The sequence below is a fragment of the Timonella sp. A28 genome (assembly GCF_051200815.1).
Classification (GTDB): Bacteria; Actinomycetota; Actinomycetes; order Actinomycetales; family Cellulomonadaceae; genus Timonella.
Genome location: NZ_CP195159.1, coordinates 2,370,401 through 2,387,791, shown reverse-complemented (window position 1 = coordinate 2,387,791; position 17,391 = coordinate 2,370,401). Strand labels below are relative to the sequence as shown.

Genomic DNA, 17,391 nt, shown 5'->3' with positions numbered 1-17,391 from the left:
AAAGTTTGCTAAGGGACTGTGCACGAACCACGTGTCACCAGACCAACACGACAGGCCAGTTAGGAAGGAACACACGTGGCGTCACGCGTGACATTGCGGCTGTGGGCTGGCCGCGAGTTCATTGACCGGGTTGCCCGGCATTCACCTGCACGCCTCGCTCTCGCTGTATTCGCCTCTGTCATCCTCATTTTTACCGCACTGCTCAGTTTGCCCATCGCCACAGCAAATGGCGAACGCGCTGAGTTCATAGACGCCTTATTCACCGCAACATCGGCCGTATGCGTCACCGGTCTCACCACCGTACCAACCGGAACATACTGGTCTACCTTTGGACAAGTAGTAATTCTCGTGGGCATCAAAGTCGGTGGTCTCGGCGTTATGACGCTTGCTTCCATACTTGGGCTCGCAGTATCTCGACGCATCGGATTGACTGCACGGCTCATGGCAGCGTCCGAAACCAAAACAACAAAACTTGGTGAAGTTGGATCACTTGTCCGCGTCGTTGTCATCACGTCAACAAGCCTTGAGCTCGCTATCGCACTCATGCTCATGCCACGATTCCTCTACCTCAACGAAAGCGTTGGGGAAGCAGCATGGCATAGCGCCTTTTACGCCATTTCTGCCTTTAACAACGCAGGTTTTGTTCCCACAGCGGAAGGGCTCGTCCCGCACTATCAAGACTGGATGCTGCTCCTGCCCATCGTGCTCGGTATGTTCATCGGGTCCCTCGGGTTTCCAGTCATTTTGAATATTGCACGCCAAAAGCGCCGCTATGCCCGCTGGTCACTGCACGCAAAACTGACAGTAGTGACCTCACTACTACTACTGTTCGTTGCATGGGTATGGTTCCTCGCAGCCGAATGGGCAAACCCGCTCACCCTTGGCCATATGGCATGGAACGACAAAATCCTTTCGAGCCTTTTCCTCGCTGCAATGCCCCGATCCGGTGGATTATCCACCGTCGACATTAACGGCCTGCATGAAGCCAGCTGGCTGATCACCGACGCATTAATGTTCGTTGGCGGTGGCTCTGCATCAACAGCCGGCGGTATCAAAGTATCGACCCTCGCTGTCCTTATGATTGCGATTCTTGCCGAAGCACGCGGAGACAAAGACATCGACAGCTTCGGCCGACGCATACCCTCAGATGCGCTACGGCAAGCCGTTGCAGTGACCTTTGTTGGTGCCACAGTGGTACTCGTATCGTCACTTATTTTGCTTGAAATTACCGGGTACACCCTTGACGTCATCCTCTTTGAGGTGATCTCAGCGTTTGCAACTGTTGGGTTGTCCACTGGAATCACCGCGTCCATTCCAACATCAGGACAATACTTACTTGTTGCCCTCATGTTCATTGGACGTGTAGGTACGATGACACTTGGCGCTGCCCTCGCACTCAGAAGCCGCCGGCGGGTTGTCCGCCTCCCAGAAGAAAGGCCGATCATTGGCTAGCGACGAAGTGGATGACGTTCTCAAACAAAACGCTGCCAGTTTTGGACGCAGCACATACGCAAACCGGGCTGCGCGGTCTTTGGCGCGTGCCCGTCGCGGCACAGAATCAAAACGCGATGCCGGTGTGCTCGTTATTGGGCTTGGCCGTTTTGGTTCCGCGATTGCTCTCACTCTTGATCGTCTCGGCCAAGAAGTTCTTGCTGTCGAACAAAACCCGCAGCTAGTAGCCCAATACTCCGATCGTCTCCCGATCGTTGAGGCCGACGCAGCTAACCCTGATGCTTTAGAGCAGCTTGGTGTGCGTGACTTTTCCATCGTTGTTGTTGGTGTGGGTACGCACATTGAATCGTCGGTGCTTATTACGGGAAACCTCGTTGATGTGGGCACCCCACAAATTTGGGCAAAAGCGATCTCTGCTGAGCATGGCCGTATTTTGCAACGCATCGGCGCGCACCACGTTGTTTTCCCAGAATTTGATGCCGGTAACCGTGTCGCCCACCTTGTTTCTGGAAAACTCATGGACTACATCGAAGTTGAAGATGGGTTCACTATCGTCAAGATGCGTCCGCCGCGCGAAACTCAAGGGTTCACTGTTGGGCAGTCCCGTGTTCGGGAAAAATACGGTGTCACTATCATCGGTGTGAAATCTCCGGGCATGGATTTTGTGTATGCCGATGACAACACCCGCATCTCCGCTAATGACCTCATCGTGGTCTCTGGTCACTCTGAGCTCTTAGAGCGATTCGCTGCGCGCCCTTAGCCGCGAGATTTAAGGACAATTTTTCCCTCTGCACTGCACTTTTTCGTGTGCGTGTCAGAGGGTGACGTTAGGTTTAAGGCATGGCAACTGCATCAAAAACTTCAAAAGCTCGACCGTCTTTTCGGTGTTCAGAGTGTGGCTGGACTACCGCAAAATGGGTAGGACGATGTGGTGAATGCCAAGAGTGGGGAACCGTTGATGAAGCCGGTGCCACACCAACGGGGCCTAAAACAACGGCAACAAAACCCACCAGCAACCCTGCACGGCCGATAGCTGACATTAGCGTTGACGCTGCCCGAGCAACCCCTACTGGCATTCCTGAATTTGATCGGGTGCTTGGTGGTGGACTCGTCCCTGGGGCTGTTGTGTTACTGGCAGGAGAGCCAGGTGTTGGTAAATCGACGTTGTTGTTAGATGTTGCCGCTACTGCTGCCCGCGGTGGACGACGAGTTCTCTACGTGACGGGTGAGGAATCTGCTGGTCAGGTTCGTCTTCGAGCAGAACGAATCAACGCACTTGACCCGCAACTATTACTTGCCGCTGAAACAGACCTTGGCATGCTTTTGGGCCACGTTGAGGCGGTTTCTCCTGATCTGCTCATTGTGGACTCTGTCCAAACTATCGCTTCCAGCGAGGTTGAAGGCTCCCCGGGTGGTGTCGGCCAAGTCCGTGAGGTCGCAGCAGCCCTTATCAAATGCGCCAAAGATAGGAACCTGCCAGTCATTCTTGTTGGGCACGTAACAAAAGATGGTTCTGTAGCAGGCCCTCGAACTCTTGAACATTTAGTTGACGTTGTCTGCCAATTTGAGGGCGATCGTCATGCCAGGCTACGTATGGTGCGAGCAGCGAAAAACCGTTTTGGCCCAACCGATGAGGTGGGCTGTTTTGAACTATCAGAAGAGGGAATTATTGGGTTGTCTGACCCGTCGGGTCTTTTTCTGTCACATATCAACATGCTGGTTCCAGGCACGTGTGTCACTGTCACTATAGAAGGCCGCCGGCCGCTTGCCTTGGAAGTTCAATCTCTTGTGGTACCTAGTTCGTTAGCCAATCCGCGACGGACCACTAGCGGCGTCGATTCGTCGCGTCTTGCCATGATTCTCGCGGTAGCGCACAGGCATCTTGGTGCACGACTCATGGATACAGACGTGTACGTGTCCACTATTGGTGGCGCAAAAATAACTGAACCTGCAGTTGATCTTGCGGTGCTGCTTGCTTTGATGAGTGCGTTAGAGGATAAAGCGTTGCCGGTTGGCACTATTGCGTTAGGTGAGGTGGGGCTTGCCGGTGAATTGCGAACCGTCAGTGGGATTTCTCGGCGCCTTTCTGAAGCAGCGCGGCTTGGTTTCACTCGTGCAATTGTTCCGGCGAGTGCACACCTTGAAGCGCCTGCTGGTATGCAACTTTTGCAAGCTCACACGGTGTTTGAGGCTGTTCAACGCGCCCACTAACAATCAGGGGAGTTCTTCCGATGCACGTCACCGCACAAAACACCCGCTACTTCATCATCTCTTTGAGGAAAACAACGTAAAATGTCCTTTGTGGCGAACACCCCCGGACATCATGATGAACTCCTGCGCGAAACACTCGCGGCGGTTGCCCCCGGCACTGAACTACGCGACGGATTAGAACGTATCCTGCGTGGACGCACGGGCGCGCTCATTGTTTTAGGTTATGACGAAGTTGTCACCACGATCTCTACGGGTGGCTTTGAACTTGACGTCGAGTTTTCGTCCACCCGCCTGCGCGAACTGTGCAAGATGGATGGTGCTGTCGTGCTCGATGGCTATGGGGGTCATATTCGTCGTGCCGCAGTGCAGTTGCTGCCAGACCCGACTATTGAAACTTCTGAGTCCGGTACGCGTCACCGGACGGCTGAGCGGGTAGCTAAGCAAACTGGGTTGCCGGTCATTTCTGTCTCGCAGTCCATGCACATTATTGCCGTGTACCTCAACAACACACGTTACGTGCTAGAAGACCCAGACACGATTATGGGGCGAGCTAACCAAGCTATTGCGACCCTTGAACGGTATAAAGCCCGTTTAGACGAGGTCAGTGGAACTCTGTCTGCTCTCGAAATCGAAGACCTCGTCACCGTACGTGACGTGTGTATGGTTGTGCAGCGTCTTGAAATGGTTGGGCGTATCTCTGACGAGGTTGCCTCCTATGTTGTCGAATTGGGTACTGAAGGCCGCCTTCTCGCTTTGCAGCACGACGAGTTAATCGGTGCGATTGTCTCTGACCGTGAACTCGTGTTGCGTGACTACGTTGACACGTCACGCAAGGGACATTCTGTATCTGAAACGCTTGCAGCATTAGCGAAGCTAGATTCCACAGAGTTACTTGATCTCAGCCAAATCGGCCGGATTCTTGGGCTGCCTGGCGGCGGCGAAGCATTAGATGCCGCTGTTGCACCACATGGTTATCGCATGATGGCCCGCATTCCACGCCTTCCGGGTGCCATTGTTGACCGTTTGGTTTCTCATTTTGGTGGGTTGCAAAAGTTACTTGCTGCAACCATTGAAGATCTCATGGCTGTTGATGGTGTCGGTGAGCAGCGTGCCCGTGCAGTACGTGAAGGGCTTTCTCGGCTTGCTGAGTCGAGCATCCTAGAGCGTTACGTGTAGCGTGCGTTACGTGTAGCCTCACGCTAGTGCGTCATCATTTAGTGAGTTGAAAGACTAGGTCTTTACTTTTAGCGGTTTCGTATTGTGCGACAACACGATATGTTCCGGCTTTAGCAAGTGGGCGGTCGTCAGCGCATTTCTTGGTTGATCGTTGTCCATCCCAGGCGATGTTGAGCGTCGCTTTTGCAGATTTTTCCATATACATCGGTTTGCTTCCCGTGGCGTCGCAGTCGGAGCGCGCCCAAATTCGGTCTTCTCCGGAATACATGGTGACGGTTGTTTCTTGAGCCGACACGTCAAGAATGCACGGTTCTTCGCCTTTGTATGAAGCCTGCAACGTGAATGTCATGGGTGTTCCTGCCGGCAACTCTTTCGACGCGGTAGATACCGTGAGTTTGATCTGGGCAGGGTCACATGCTTGTGGCCTCTGTGCTGCTTGGGTGGTCTCATCAGGTGTTGGGGTTGCTGGTTCTTGTGTGGAGTCTTTTTTCTTGTCTGAGTCTGTAGTGGCAGACGATGTGCTTTGCTTTTCCGGTTCATCTGAGCTGAACACGTTCAGGACTGCTTTGACCGCAAAAACGACAAGAACAATGAGCGCACCGACGATGACAAGCGCAAGGATCCGTCGCATCCAGTACACCCATTGTGGAGTTTTAGGAGGGGCTCCGTTGCCGGGTGCTTCAGTGTCGTAGTCTTCACTGTTGGTGGTGTCGTCATGCCCAGAGTGTGGCTCCATGCACCCTAAAATACGGCGGGTTGTGTTCTATGTCTCTGTGGCGCGCCGCTGCGGGTTGCTTCGTGCCACAATATGGTGTGCGTGGTCCGGTTAGTCATCCTGTTTTTTCGTCTGTTCCTTCTGTTCAAGTTGCCCAAGTGCAACGCATTGTTGGGCAGTGGTTTCTTGCTGAGCAGCGTCCGCTGCCGTGGCGTGTGTCAGACACGTCGCCGTGGGCGGTGTTGTTGAGTGAAGTAATGTCTCAGCAAACCCCTGTTTCCCGCGTGGAACCTATTTGGCGACGATGGCTGGAGTTGTGGCCTGAGCCCGCTGATCTGGCTGCTGCATCAACGGCTATGGTCTTACGAGAATGGGCTTCTTTGGGATACCCTCGGCGTGCTTTGCGGCTGCAAGAATGTGCACGTGTCGTCGTAGACAATCATGGCGGTCAAGTTCCTGACACGTATGATGAGCTTGTCCGGCTACCTGGGATTGGTGACTATACGGCGGCTGCTATCTTGTCTTTTGCGTACGGCAAGCGAGCGACAGTTGTTGACACAAATATTCGTCGGGTGAGTGCGCGAGTGTTCCTTGGGCAGGCTCTACCTCACCCCACGTATTCCAGTGCGGAAAAAGCTTTTGCACGCGCAATTACACCCGAATCCGCTGACGATGCCGTGTTGTGGGCTGAAGCATCAATGGAATTAGGGGCAATCGTGTGCACGGCTCGCACCGCTTTATGCGATCAGTGCCCAGTGCGTGAATTATGTGCATGGCGGCTGTCAGGTTTCCCGCAAGACGAGCACGCACATAAACGAAACCCGCAAAAATTTACGGGAACAGATCGTCAAGTGCGCGGCAAAATTATGAAACTTTTGCGTGAAGAGCACGGCCCTGTAATTCGACCACGCATTGATCTTGTATGGCCTGATCTCTCGCAGTTAGAGCGTTGTTTGGGTTCGCTGGTAGAAGACGGCCTCGTCGAACAAGACGGTGAAGCGTACAGCCTTCCGAACTAAACCCCGAACGCCAACCGCACCTAGTTACAGTTCAAGCAGCATGCGAGTGTTACCGAGCGTGTTTGGTTTTACCCGCGCTAGGTCGAGGAACTCTGCGATTCCGTCGTCGTGCGATCGTAATAGTTCGGCGTATACGTCGACACCAACGGGTGTTCCCTCAATGGATTTAAATCCGTGGCGTTCAAAAAAGTGGGTTTCAAACGTTAAACAAAAAACATGTTTCAGTTCGAATGTGCGCGCCCGTTTAATAAGCTCAGCGACGAGTTTGTGCCCTATTCCGTGGCCAAGATTTTCTTCAGCCACTGCGAGAGTGCGTATTTCTGCAAGCTCTTCCCACATGACGTGTAAAGCACCGCAACCGACAATATCGCGCGGGTCGTCACCACGCTGGGCAACAACAAACTCCTGCACAGCTTCGTAATATGTAACGGCCTCTTTAGCAATCAAAATGCGTTGTGCTGCGTACGGTTCAACCAGTGCACGAATTGCAGGTACGTCTTTTGGTAATGCTGGACGGATAGTGAATGGCGCAATAGTACTCACATTTGATGAATGTACGCCTATAACTTGGCTCGTGCGTGCATCGTCCATATCGCGTCTGCTCACGTGTTACTCGTGGACAAGGAATTTTGTGGCTGTCACTTCGTCAATAATCAGGTCCGTTATGACACCTGCGCGTAATGCTGCGCGTAACGGCGTGATCTTGTTATCGCCGGCGACCACGCACACTCTGCGCGGAATTTTTGCGAGTTGCGCGGGGTTCGGTCCCGTTGCTCGTCGATTCAACGGGATGTCTGCGTATGTGCCGTCTTCCCGTAGGAAAACAGTGCACACGTCACCGACGACGCCTTCTTCATCAAGTACAGCAACATCATCGGATTCTAGATATCCGGCTGAGTAGACGTGCGACGGGAGCCCTCCTGTAAGAGCACCCACCGAGAATAGGGCGATGTCTGAGGCTTGTTGCATTTCTAAAACTCGTCGTATGGAGCGCTCCTGCCACATCGCTTCTTTCGTGTGTTCGTAATCGAAGAAAGCTGGAACGGGAAAATAGACAGCGTGTGCTTCTAACGCTTCAGCAAAAGCAGCAATGAGGTCGCCGGCGTACGACACTCCTGAGGTTCTAGTGTTTGCGGCACCGTTTAATTGCACGACTGCGCCACCGTGTGTTTGTTTGCGCGGCAGGTGTCTGGCCACGGCAGATAGGGTTGTCCCCCATGCGACAGAAAGTACCATTTCGGATTGAAACCAGTTGGTTACGAGTTTCGCGCATGTCATTGCGACTTGCTCGTGCCGCGCTTCTGCAGAGCGGGCTTCAACGATAGGTACCACAAAAGCCTCAACTCCCCACACTTCACGAAAATGCTGCCTGATACTTGGTGCACGAGATTGCGTGGGACGCAGATTTATTTCGACGAGACCAGATGCTCGCGCTTCTTTAATCATGCGTGACACTGTTGACCGCGAAGTCCCTAAATGCCGTGCAATTGTCTCCATTTTTACGTCTTGCAAGTAGTACATTGACGCGGCACGGAGGATATCTTGGTCTCGATATGCCATACCCAAGTCTTGCACATTTGTGCATTCAAGTTGCGCAACCGTTCCGTTTGGTGGAAGTTTTGTAAATACGTCGAGAGAACCCCTCGAAAGGACACCGATGTCTTCCGCAAGCTCAAACGCCTCCCTGACACCACAGTCACGCCAACGCTCCCTTGAAGCACTCAAAGCAACAACAGCTGAGTCGCCCCTCGACGTACTCGTCATCGGTGGTGGTGTCACTGGCGCTGGAATCGTACTCGACTCCATCACGCGCGGCCTCGACACCGCAATCGTTGAAGCACAAGACTGGGCTAGTGGAACATCCAGCCGTTCCTCAAAACTTGTTCACGGCGGACTGCGCTACCTGCAAATGCTCGACTTTTCGCTCGTGCACGAAGCACTCACCGAACGCGACCTACTCCTCAACAAGCTAGCGCCTCACCTCGTCAAGCCAGTTCCTTTCCTCTTCCCGCTGGTCAAACAGTATGAACGCCCCTACATCGGCGCCGGAATCATGTTGTACGACATTTTGGCTTCACTCGCCCCAGGCAAGCGAGCCATGCCGTTCCACAGGCACTATTCACGCCAGGGCATGCAAAAGAAATTCCCAAGCCTACGCCACGACGCAGCCGTTGGAGCCATCGAATACTGGGACGGCTCAGTCGACGACGCACGCCTTGTCCTCACCCTCGTGCGCACAGCAGCGAGCTACGGTGCACACGCACTACCACGCACCCAAGTCCTCGAACTAACAAAATCACCAGCTGGTCGCGTCAACGGCGCTGTTCTTAAAGACCTCGAAACCGGCGAAACTTTTACCGTCCACGCCAAACACGTCATCAACTCGACCGGCGTATGGACAGAAAAAACTGAAGCCCTTGCCGGCGGCACCGGCGGCTTGAAAGTTCTCGCATCCAAAGGCGTCCACATTGTTGTGCCACGCGACCGCATCAAAGGCACCTCGGGACTCATCCTTCAAACCGAAAAATCTGTGCTCTTCGTAATCCCATGGTCACGCTATTGGATCATCGGCACCACGGACACCCCGTGGAAACAAGAACTTCAACACCCTGTCGCAACGTCAGCGGACATCGACTACGTGCTCGAACACGCCAACGCAGTCCTTTCAGACCCCATCACCCGCGACGACATTATCGGTACGTTCGCTGGGTTGAGGCCCCTACTTCAACCTGAAGTCAAAGAAGGAACATCCTCCGCCAAGGTTTCCCGCGAACACACTGTTGCCTCCCCCAACCCAGGCTTCACCGTTATCGCTGGCGGAAAACTCACCACATACCGGGTTATGGCAGAAGACGCAGTTGACTTTGCCCTCGGCGCAGAGGCAGCAACAAAACCCTCCGTCACAAACAACATTCCACTCCTTGGAGCAGTTGGTCTTGCCGCAATGAAAAACCAGACGCGCGCATACCAAACAAAGTTTGGCTGGTCACGGCAAATGGTCGAACATTTGCTGCACCGCTATGGGTCGATGATCAATGAAATCGTCGCCATCTGCAACGAAGATCCATCCATGGCACAACCAGTCAATGGCGCAGAAGCATACCTTCGCGCTGAAATCTATTACGCGGTAGCGCATGAAGGGGTGCTTCACCTCGAAGACGTCATGCTTCATCGCACTAGGATCAACTACGAATACGCAGACAGAGGTTTAAAAGCCCTAAACGACATTACAGAGATCGCTGCTTCCGTTCTCGGCTGGGACACAACAACTGCAGAACGAGAGAAAACAGCCTACCGTGACCGCGCACAGGCTGAAGCTGCGGCCGAGCAAGAACCTGACGACGAATCAGCAGAAACAGTTCGGCTCGAAACACACGATCTTTCCCCCATGGAATCGATCTAACGCATAGTTCTCACACACGTGAGAAGATACCCACTCGGAGTCGGCCCGTCATAACGACCGCGCAGGTCAGCTCGGCTCCACAGACAATGTAGTCAGAAAGAGTAGGAAACAATGGATACAGTTTCACTAGGAGATATCTTCCTCTCGGAAGTCCTCGGAACCGCAATACTGATCCTTCTTGGTGCTGGTGTTGTTGCAAACCAAGTACTGGGAAAAACAAAGGGTAATAGCACCGGTTGGGTTCTCATCACCTTTGGTTGGGGATTCGCAGTCTTCGCTGGTGTCTACGCAGCATACAAATCACAAGCGCACATCAACCCTGCTGTAACGCTCGGTATCGTAGCGAGTGGTGCAGAAGAATTCGTACCTGGTATTCCAGTCGATGCAGCAAGCATCAGCACCTACATCGGCGCACAACTCATTGGTGCTTTCCTCGGAGCCGTTGTTGCGTTCCTCGTCTACAAGCAACACTTTGACGCCACCGACGACGCTGGCCTCAAACTTGCAGTGTTTGCTACCGGACCAGAAATCCGCAACCCACTGTGGAACACCGTTACAGAGGCAGTCGCAACATTCGTTCTTGTGTTCTGGGTTCTCATCGCAGGTGGCAGCCCTTCAGCGCTCGGCCCACTAGCCGTTGCCCTCATCGTGGTTGCAATCGGTATGTCCCTCGGTGGACCAACCGGTTACGCCATCAACCCAGCTCGTGACCTCGGTCCACGTATCGCTCACGCATTGCTTCCTATCAAAGACAAAGGCTCGAGCGACTGGGGTTACTCATGGGTTCCTATCGTTGGACCCATCGTCGGTGGTGTCGTTGCAGGTCTCGTGGCAAACGGCCTCAACTGGATTCCAGCCTAACCATTCCTGACGAGCGGCTGGACACAACCAACACTTTTCCAGCCGCTCGTCACATCTTGCATAGATCCCCCAGAACCACTCCCACTCGCTTCAATGAAGAAAGCAGATCTCATGGCTAAGAAGTACGTTCTCGCAATTGACCAAGGAACGACATCATCCCGTGCAATCTTGTTCAAGCACGACGGCACTATCCATTCGGTGGGTCAACTAGAACACGACCAGATCTTCCCTCAGGCTGGATGGGTTGAGCACAATCCTGACCAAATCTGGAACAACGTTCGTGAAGTTGTGGGCCTTGCACTCACCCGCGGAAACGCAACACACGAGGATGTCGCGGCCGTTGGTATTACCAACCAGCGCGAAACAGCGGTCGTGTGGGACAAGAAAACCGGAAAACCTGTCTACAACGCGATCGTGTGGCAAGACACCCGTACCCAAAAAATTGTTGACGAAATCGCAGGCGACCAAGGTGCAGACCGGTACAAGAAGGTAACTGGTCTCCCTCTTGCAACATACTTCTCTGGACCAAAAGTACGCTGGATTCTCGACAACGTACCGGGCGCACGTGAAGCAGCTGACCGCGGCGACCTCTTGTTCGGCACCACCGACACGTGGGTACTGTGGAACATGAGTGGCGGCACAGAAGGCGGCGTACACGTCACCGACGTCACCAATGCTTCCCGCACACTGCTTATGAACATTGAGACCTTGCAGTGGGACGACGCAATGTGCGAAGCCATCGGCGTGCCAAAGTCGATGCTCCCAGAAATCAAATCGTCTTCTGAGGTTTACGGACACGGCCGCAAGACTGGCCTAGTACCTGGAGTCCCAATTTCCGGTATTCTCGGTGACCAGCAAGCAGCGACCTTCGGTCAAGCATGCTTTGAGATCGGTAACGCCAAGAACACATACGGCACCGGAAACTTCATGCTCATGAACACCGGAACTGAGCCAATCCACTCCAAGAATGGGCTGCTCACCACCGTATGCTACAAGATTGGTGACGCTCCAGCCGTATACGCGCTTGAGGGCTCCATCGCAGTTACTGGCTCACTCATTCAATGGTTGCGCGACAACCTAGACATGTTCGAGGACGCACCTGACGTTGAATACTTTGCACGCAAGGTAGACGACAACGGTGGCGCATACATTGTTCCAGCGTTCTCAGGCCTGTTTGCACCACACTGGCGCCCAGACGCACGTGGTGCCATCGTAGGCCTCACCCGTTATGTCAACAAGAACCACATTGCCCGCGCTGCTTTGGAAGCTGTTGCTTTCCAAACCCGTGAAGTTGTGGACGCTATGAACGCTGACTCTGGTGTAGAACTCACCGAGTTGAAGGTTGACGGCGGAATGGTCGCTAACGAACTTCTCATGCAGTTCCAAGCAGACCAGCTCGGCGTTGAGGTTATTCGTCCAAAGGTTGCAGAAACTACAGCGCTCGGTGCAGCTTACGCAGCTGGTATCGCTGTTGGATTCTGGAACGGTGAAGACGACGTTCGCCGCAACTGGGCTGAAGACAAGCGGTGGGCTCCATCGGCGACTCAAGATGAGCGCGCACGTCAATACCGGTTGTGGAAGAAAGCCGTTGCAAAGACCCTTGACTGGGTTGACGACGACGTAAAGTAATCCACTCGTGACGTAAGGTGGGGAACAAGCAATATTGCTTGTTCCCCACCTTTTTGTTGCGTTTAACCTGTCGTTTTTGGAGAGTTCAAACAGGCCGTTTCTTGATCGAAATCTATTTCATCAACAAACGTGCTGTCGTCTTCGTTTTCGAAGTCTTCTACCGTGTAGTTCGAATCTCGCAAGCCGGTTCGGATAAAACATTCGACGACAATAGTTGCATAGTCTTCCTTCAACGGATTGATCCGCATTCGCGCATCGAGGTCAGAAATAATATCGATGGTGCCTCGCCCGCACTCTGCAATGATCTTCATGTACTTATTCGAGAAGTTTTCCGCCTGCTCAGCGTCTTCAGGTTCTGTTTCACGCGTAACGATCTGCATTCCACCGTTATTGTCACGCGTAAAATCAAGGCCGTTTTCGTTTAAGCACTGACCGTAAAGGTCGTGTGCCTCGTCGATTTCGGCTTGCGTTATTTTTCCGTCTTGAAGCACGGAACGCTCAAAATCGGTTTCTGCTGCGGCCATTGCTTGCGTGAATTCGGCTTCGTATGGATTCACATCAGCGTGCGGTTCAGCGCAGCCTGTAACGATCCCGCAGGTAAAGAACAACGATGTGCACGCCACGAGTATGCGAGATTTATATGTTCGCATCAGTGTGAGGTCCCCTTAGCCTCTCATCATCAAGCCACGTGCACGAAGCCATGGGTTTTGCCCGTAACTTCCAGTTTTCATTGCAGAGGGAAAACGCGGTGTCACTGATGTGCTTCCTTGCGGCCCGCGGGTCCATAACACTTTTCCCTGTGCGGTGCGCCCCTTGGTCCAAGCGATCGCCCAAGCACAGTTTTTTGTTGTTGCAACAGTGTGTGTGCTGTAGCTCTTCACTGTGAGTGCGCAGCCGCCATAATTTTTTGTGGTTGCGTGCGCTGGTGCTACCGTGGCGATCATGCCTGCTGACAATGTTAGAGCGCAAATCCCGGAAAGTATCTTTTTCGTCATTGAAACTCCTAATTTATATTTTTCAGGACTAAAGCAGTGCTTAAGATACTACGGGTGCTTATAGTGCTTGTCGCATTATCCACAGGTTTTCATGCACTATTGCGGCAGCTCACTACAAGCATCTGGATACGATGCTTGTGCGCCTGCTTTTTGCACCGCAAACGCGCCAACGCGGCTGGCATAACGTGCAGCGGTGATGAGATCGTCGCCTTCTGCAAGACGATAGGACAACGACCCCACAAAAGCGTCTCCCGCACCGGTCGTATCAACGACTGTGTGTGCTTTTGTCGCGGGGATTCGCACGATTTCATTTTCCTGGGCAATAATTGAGCCTTCTCCTCCTAATGTGATGATCGCGCTTTTTACGCCGAGGGCTAGGAGTTCTCGTGCCACGTTTTCGTAATCGTGCGGGTTGCTGGCAGGCTGCCCGTGAAGCGTAAGAATCTCTACGGCTTCGTGCTCGTTCACAACTATAGGGTCGGCTTTTGCCAACAGTTCACTGCTTAACAAGAGAACTGGAGCGGGATTAATAACCAGACGCTGGGTCACGTGGACGGCAGTTTCTTCGATTCCCGACGAGGGAATTTCCCCTTGCAACACAACCACATGAGCGTTGGCAATGGTGTTCCTGTGGTCGTGCACAAATTCGTCAGTTATTTTGGCATTCGCACCCGGAATAACAACGATCGAGTTCTCCCCTGCATCGTCTAATGTGACGATAGCAAGTCCCGTAGGTACATCAGTTTCTTGAGCTACGGCAGTCAAGTCAGCTGGTGTAGTGCTTAACACGGCAAGAGCTGGTTGAGCATAGGCATCTGCACCAACTGCGCCGATCAGTGTGACGTTGGCGCCTAAACGTGCGGCAGCACAGGCTTGATTAGCGCCTTTACCGCCAGCAAGAATCGTGCCTCCTGCCCCTGAAACTGTCTCACCAGGTTTTGGATGCCGCACGACCCGAACGCTTAGGTCTGCATTGATTGATCCAACAACTACGACTGAGTTTCTCACTCTTTTTCTCCTTAAAAGCATGGAGCGGAACCGCACAAAGGCAGTTCCGCTCCATATACACAGTTTTAGCGTGTGAGCAGGCGCTGTGGGTTTTCTGTCACGAGCCGTGTACAGATTTCTTGTGAGACACCTTTTGATTTGAGTAGTTCTAAGAAAACGTTTGGAACGTAGGCGAAGCCGTTTCCTCCGTTTTGTGTCCACATTTGTTTCAGGAACAGATCGTGTGACATGACGATTTGCTTGTCGTATCCTGCTTCGATGAGCCCGCTGATGGCTGTTGCTGTGTCGTCGGGAGTGGGAGATACACCTTCTTTAGGGAAGGTGATGTCTAGCCCGATCATGTCGAATTCCAGCCATACGCCACGGTCGAGTAGTCGATGCTGGTATTCGGTGTCTTTCCCTGATGGGTCAGAGTGCGCTAGTGACACTTTATGTGGTGCCACTCCGACTTCGTTGAGCACGAGGTCAAGCACTTCGTCGCCACGTCGCTGCCAGCCTGGCATGTGGATGTTTAACGCAATGTTTGGGCATTCGGTTGCAGCGATTGCGGCGGCTCGTAGCGCGCCTCGTTCTGCTTCGGTGAAGAACGGTGAAACACCGATCTCACCGATCATGCCTGCGCGGATTCCTGTGCCTGCTACTCCGGTTTGGAGTTCAGCAACCATTTCGCTGGCTTGTTCATCGATGGTTCGCGCGGTGATGCGTTTGCCTTCGAACTTTTCAAGATAAGGACCCGTGGACATAACAACGTTGAGCCCGGTAGCTTTCGCAACAGCAACGAGTTTTTCAGGTGCGCGCCCGATTGCTGCTGTTCCGGTTGCGTCAACGATTGTGCGTCCTCCGATATTCGCGAAGGCTTGCACTTCTGTGACGACATTGTCCACGGGTTTCGGAGCGATGTTGTCTGCGCAACAGTATGGGTCCTGTCGCAGCGCCCACATCAGTGATGGGTCAACATCTGCCCCTACCAGCATTTTTGAGAACTCGTAGGAGGGTTCGTCAACAACGCTGGACAGATCATTAAAGAGGTGTTCGTGCGGGAGCGTGAGACCCATTTGGGATTGTGGGACTTCGCCGAGCACTGTGATGAGGGTAGGTTCGTTGGTTGTCATGCCAGCGCAGCTTTCTCATCATGATTTTTTGTCATCTTTTTGGATGGAATCATTGCGACGCCTGATGCGACGAGCGCCACCAACGCACCGATGATTGTTACCGCGTATACGGTGTGGCCGAGGCTTGGAATGAGCGAGTCGATCATGACCGAACCGATGAGCTGACCTGCTGTTGATGCGAGCGCTAGCAGGAGTAGTCCGAGGTGGCGTACGAGTAGTGCCATGGCTGCGATTGAGGCTAGTCCGAGTGGTCCGCCGAGGTACATCCACCATGCTTCTGGAAGGACGAATTGTGCAGATCCTGCCATCACACGAATGATGAAGACGAGTGTGAGTGCGGTGAATCCGACGATGAAGTTCCATGTGATGGAGACGAGCATGGAGTCTGCGAGTTTGCCGATGTTTGAGTTTCCGGCTGGCTGCCATCCGGCGAGGAGACCTCCGACGAATGGGAGGATCGCGAGGGCGATGACGTGTGGTGCTTGGAAGTTAGGTGAGACGACGAGGATGGTGGCGACGATGGCGAGGAGTGCTCCGATGATTCGGGGAGCGTTGAGTGCTTGTTTGAAGTTCGCTCCGATTCCGAGTCGGTCGCAGAGGACACCGGAGATGACCATTCCTGAGATGAGTGAGGTTTGGAATGTTGCGACTCCTAGTGCGCCGACTGAGACGCCTTCGGAGAGGACGATGACGGCTCCGCATAGTCCGGCAAAGAAGTTGGGCCATGGGATGACGCGTCGGCGTAGTTGTCCGGGGAGTGCGACGAGGGCGTTTCGGGTTTTGGTGCGTGAGAGTACGACAACCAGCATGAATATGAGCCCGGAACCGAATGAGATGACTGCGGCAAGGTGGCCGTCGCCGACTGTTTTTCCGAGTTGGCCGTTTACTGCGGATTGCATGGGCCCGAGCATTCCGGCGAGGATTGTGAGGAGTACGAATACTCCTGCGGCGAAGCCTACTGAGGCTTCTTTCTTTTCTGGTGTGTGTGGTGCCGCGAGGTCAGGCTTGTTGGAAAGCGCCATTGCTCTCTTCCTTTACTTGTGTGGGTTTGATTCTATCGGGCGAGCCAGGTGACGCAGTTGTCGAAGAGGGTTTGGTAGCCGTTCCATGACATGAATTCTTCTGGTGCCCAGTGTGGGGAGATGTCTGATGCGAAGGCGAGTGTGCGTCCTTGTCCTACTGTGCGGATTGCGAGTAGTGGGTTGCCTTCGATTTCTGCGAGGACGTGTGCGTCTTCTTTGGGTTCGAGGATTTGGTAGCCGAGCAGTATTGGCCATGTGTCGTCGAGGTTGTTGACGATGTCGTGGTCGTGTGTGGTGAGGTGTCCGCTGATGCCTTCGGGGGTTTCTTTGCGGTCGTCCCACCTACTGATGTTGACGGGCAGGATTTCTTCGATGGCGGTTCCTGCGTAGTTGGCCATGCCTTGGAATCCTTGGAAGCTGAGGTAGCCGCCTGCCATCATGAGTCCGCCTCCGTCGTGTACCCATTCTTTGAGGAGGGTGAATCGGTTGGCGGTGGGGCGTCCGTCTTCGAATACTTGTGGTGGTAGGAGCAGTGTGTTTGATCCGATGTCGGACAGGATGATGACGTCGTAGTTGTCGAGTTCTTGGCGTGTGAGTGGGAATTCTTCTGCGACGTCGTGCGATTTAAGGTGGGTAACGTCGTGCCCGGCTTTGCGCAAAACTTCTAGAAACTTTGCGCATCCAATGTGCACTTGGGTGTGTGGAAAAGCGTCATACCCTTTATGGTCGACGACAGCACTTACCCAAGATTCGCCTGCCAGTAAAACTTTTGCCATTCCAAACCTCCG

The 17,391-nt window shown here is 53.4% G+C and carries 17 protein-coding genes; 8 read left to right on the top strand and 9 right to left on the bottom strand.

The window, feature by feature from the left end:
- Window positions 1-75 precede the first annotated feature (75 nt).
- The 4 genes from ACR9EC_RS11270 (at window position 76) to disA (ending at window position 4,839) form a co-directional block, all read left to right on the top strand.
- Window positions 76-1,452, top strand: coding sequence for a TrkH family potassium uptake protein (locus tag ACR9EC_RS11270; protein ID WP_435299317.1), 1,377 nt, complete (start codon window positions 76-78; stop codon window positions 1,450-1,452).
- A gap of 79 nt (window positions 1,453-1,531) precedes the next feature.
- On the top strand, window positions 1,532-2,212 hold the full coding sequence (locus ACR9EC_RS11265; protein ID WP_435300655.1) for a potassium channel family protein: 681 nt from the start codon (window positions 1,532-1,534) through the stop codon (window positions 2,210-2,212).
- Window positions 2,213-2,292: 80 nt separating this feature from the next.
- A complete protein-coding gene (gene radA, locus ACR9EC_RS11260) occupies window positions 2,293-3,663 on the top strand; it encodes a DNA repair protein RadA (RefSeq protein WP_435299316.1) in 1,371 nt (456 codons plus the stop codon).
- Window positions 3,664-3,753: 90 nt separating this feature from the next.
- Window positions 3,754-4,839 carry a DNA integrity scanning diadenylate cyclase DisA gene (gene disA, locus ACR9EC_RS11255; protein WP_435299315.1) on the top strand — a complete coding sequence of 362 codons (1,086 nt, stop codon included), beginning with the start codon at window positions 3,754-3,756 and terminating at the stop codon, window positions 4,837-4,839.
- A gap of 34 nt (window positions 4,840-4,873) precedes the next feature.
- On the opposite strand, the gene ACR9EC_RS11250 is transcribed toward disA, so the two are convergent.
- Window positions 4,874-5,575: a hypothetical protein gene (locus ACR9EC_RS11250; protein ID WP_435299314.1), complete on the bottom strand. Its 702-nt coding sequence runs from the start codon at window positions 5,573-5,575 to the stop codon at window positions 4,874-4,876.
- A gap of 29 nt (window positions 5,576-5,604) precedes the next feature.
- Between ACR9EC_RS11250 and ACR9EC_RS11245 the strand changes: the two genes are divergently transcribed.
- Window positions 5,605-6,573 carry an A/G-specific adenine glycosylase gene (locus tag ACR9EC_RS11245; RefSeq protein WP_435299313.1) on the top strand — a complete coding sequence of 323 codons (969 nt, stop codon included), beginning with the start codon at window positions 5,605-5,607 and terminating at the stop codon, window positions 6,571-6,573.
- A 24-nt stretch (window positions 6,574-6,597) separates the two neighbouring features.
- Here the strand turns inward: ACR9EC_RS11245 and ACR9EC_RS11240 are convergent, their stop codons facing one another.
- The gene (locus ACR9EC_RS11240) at window positions 6,598-7,179 is read right to left on the bottom strand and encodes an amino-acid N-acetyltransferase (RefSeq protein ID WP_435299312.1); all 582 of its coding nucleotides are present in this window, start codon (window positions 7,177-7,179) and stop codon (window positions 6,598-6,600) included.
- A 3-nt stretch (window positions 7,180-7,182) separates the two neighbouring features.
- Entirely contained in the window at window positions 7,183-8,133 is a 951-nt protein-coding gene (locus tag ACR9EC_RS11235) for a sugar-binding transcriptional regulator (protein WP_435299311.1), read from the bottom strand.
- A 97-nt stretch (window positions 8,134-8,230) separates the two neighbouring features.
- Between ACR9EC_RS11235 and ACR9EC_RS11230 the strand changes: the two genes are divergently transcribed.
- From ACR9EC_RS11230 to glpK, 3 genes are all read left to right on the top strand, one after another.
- Window positions 8,231-9,976: a glycerol-3-phosphate dehydrogenase/oxidase gene (locus tag ACR9EC_RS11230; protein ID WP_435299310.1), complete on the top strand. Its 1,746-nt coding sequence runs from the start codon at window positions 8,231-8,233 to the stop codon at window positions 9,974-9,976.
- Between the two features lie 111 nt (window positions 9,977-10,087).
- Entirely contained in the window at window positions 10,088-10,837 is a 750-nt protein-coding gene (locus ACR9EC_RS11225; RefSeq protein ID WP_435299309.1) for an MIP/aquaporin family protein, read from the top strand.
- A 111-nt stretch (window positions 10,838-10,948) separates the two neighbouring features.
- The gene (gene glpK, locus ACR9EC_RS11220; RefSeq protein WP_435300654.1) at window positions 10,949-12,466 is read left to right on the top strand and encodes a glycerol kinase GlpK; all 1,518 of its coding nucleotides are present in this window, start codon (window positions 10,949-10,951) and stop codon (window positions 12,464-12,466) included.
- Window positions 12,467-12,528: 62 nt separating this feature from the next.
- Here glpK and ACR9EC_RS11215 read toward each other — a convergent pair whose 3' ends face one another.
- The 6 genes from ACR9EC_RS11215 to ACR9EC_RS11190 all read right to left on the bottom strand — a co-directional run bounded on the left by ACR9EC_RS11215 (window position 12,529) and on the right by ACR9EC_RS11190 (window position 17,379).
- Entirely contained in the window at window positions 12,529-13,116 is a 588-nt protein-coding gene (locus tag ACR9EC_RS11215; protein WP_435299308.1) for a hypothetical protein, read from the bottom strand.
- Between the two features lie 15 nt (window positions 13,117-13,131).
- Entirely contained in the window at window positions 13,132-13,461 is a 330-nt protein-coding gene (locus ACR9EC_RS11210) for a hypothetical protein (RefSeq protein WP_435299307.1), read from the bottom strand.
- Window positions 13,462-13,557: 96 nt separating this feature from the next.
- Entirely contained in the window at window positions 13,558-14,469 is a 912-nt protein-coding gene (locus ACR9EC_RS11205; RefSeq protein ID WP_435299306.1) for a ribokinase, read from the bottom strand.
- Between the two features lie 65 nt (window positions 14,470-14,534).
- A complete protein-coding gene (locus tag ACR9EC_RS11200) occupies window positions 14,535-15,581 on the bottom strand; it encodes a phosphotriesterase family protein (RefSeq protein ID WP_435299305.1) in 1,047 nt (348 codons plus the stop codon).
- A complete protein-coding gene (locus tag ACR9EC_RS11195; protein WP_435299304.1) occupies window positions 15,578-16,603 on the bottom strand; it encodes a DMT family transporter in 1,026 nt (341 codons plus the stop codon). Before ACR9EC_RS11195 ends, ACR9EC_RS11200 begins: the two co-directional genes overlap by 4 nt.
- 32 nt (window positions 16,604-16,635) lie before the next feature.
- Window positions 16,636-17,379, bottom strand: a complete 744-nt coding sequence (locus ACR9EC_RS11190) for a glutamine amidotransferase (RefSeq protein WP_435299303.1) — start codon at window positions 17,377-17,379, stop codon at window positions 16,636-16,638.
- Window positions 17,380-17,391 lie beyond the last annotated feature (12 nt).

Excerpts from the sequence above, each read along its gene's own strand:
- radA (WP_435299316.1), top strand. The coding sequence starts at position 2,293 with ATGGCAACTGCATCAAAAACTTCAAAAGCTCGACCGTCTTTTCGGTGT.
- ACR9EC_RS11250 (WP_435299314.1), bottom strand. The coding sequence starts at position 5,575 with ATGGAGCCACACTCTGGGCATGACGACACCACCAACAGTGAAGACTAC.
- ACR9EC_RS11245 (WP_435299313.1), top strand. The coding sequence starts at position 5,605 with ATGTCTCTGTGGCGCGCCGCTGCGGGTTGCTTCGTGCCACAATATGGT.
- ACR9EC_RS11235 (WP_435299311.1), bottom strand. The coding sequence starts at position 8,133 with ATGGCATATCGAGACCAAGATATCCTCCGTGCCGCGTCAATGTACTAC.
- ACR9EC_RS11230 (WP_435299310.1), top strand. The coding sequence starts at position 8,231 with ATGTCTTCCGCAAGCTCAAACGCCTCCCTGACACCACAGTCACGCCAA.
- ACR9EC_RS11225 (WP_435299309.1), top strand. The coding sequence starts at position 10,088 with ATGGATACAGTTTCACTAGGAGATATCTTCCTCTCGGAAGTCCTCGGA.
- glpK (WP_435300654.1), top strand. The coding sequence starts at position 10,949 with ATGGCTAAGAAGTACGTTCTCGCAATTGACCAAGGAACGACATCATCC.
- ACR9EC_RS11215 (WP_435299308.1), bottom strand. The coding sequence starts at position 13,116 with ATGCGAACATATAAATCTCGCATACTCGTGGCGTGCACATCGTTGTTC.
- ACR9EC_RS11210 (WP_435299307.1), bottom strand. The coding sequence starts at position 13,461 with ATGACGAAAAAGATACTTTCCGGGATTTGCGCTCTAACATTGTCAGCA.
- ACR9EC_RS11200 (WP_435299305.1), bottom strand. The coding sequence starts at position 15,581 with ATGACAACCAACGAACCTACCCTCATCACAGTGCTCGGCGAAGTCCCA.
- ACR9EC_RS11195 (WP_435299304.1), bottom strand. The coding sequence starts at position 16,603 with ATGGCGCTTTCCAACAAGCCTGACCTCGCGGCACCACACACACCAGAA.
- ACR9EC_RS11190 (WP_435299303.1), bottom strand. The coding sequence starts at position 17,379 with ATGGCAAAAGTTTTACTGGCAGGCGAATCTTGGGTAAGTGCTGTCGTC.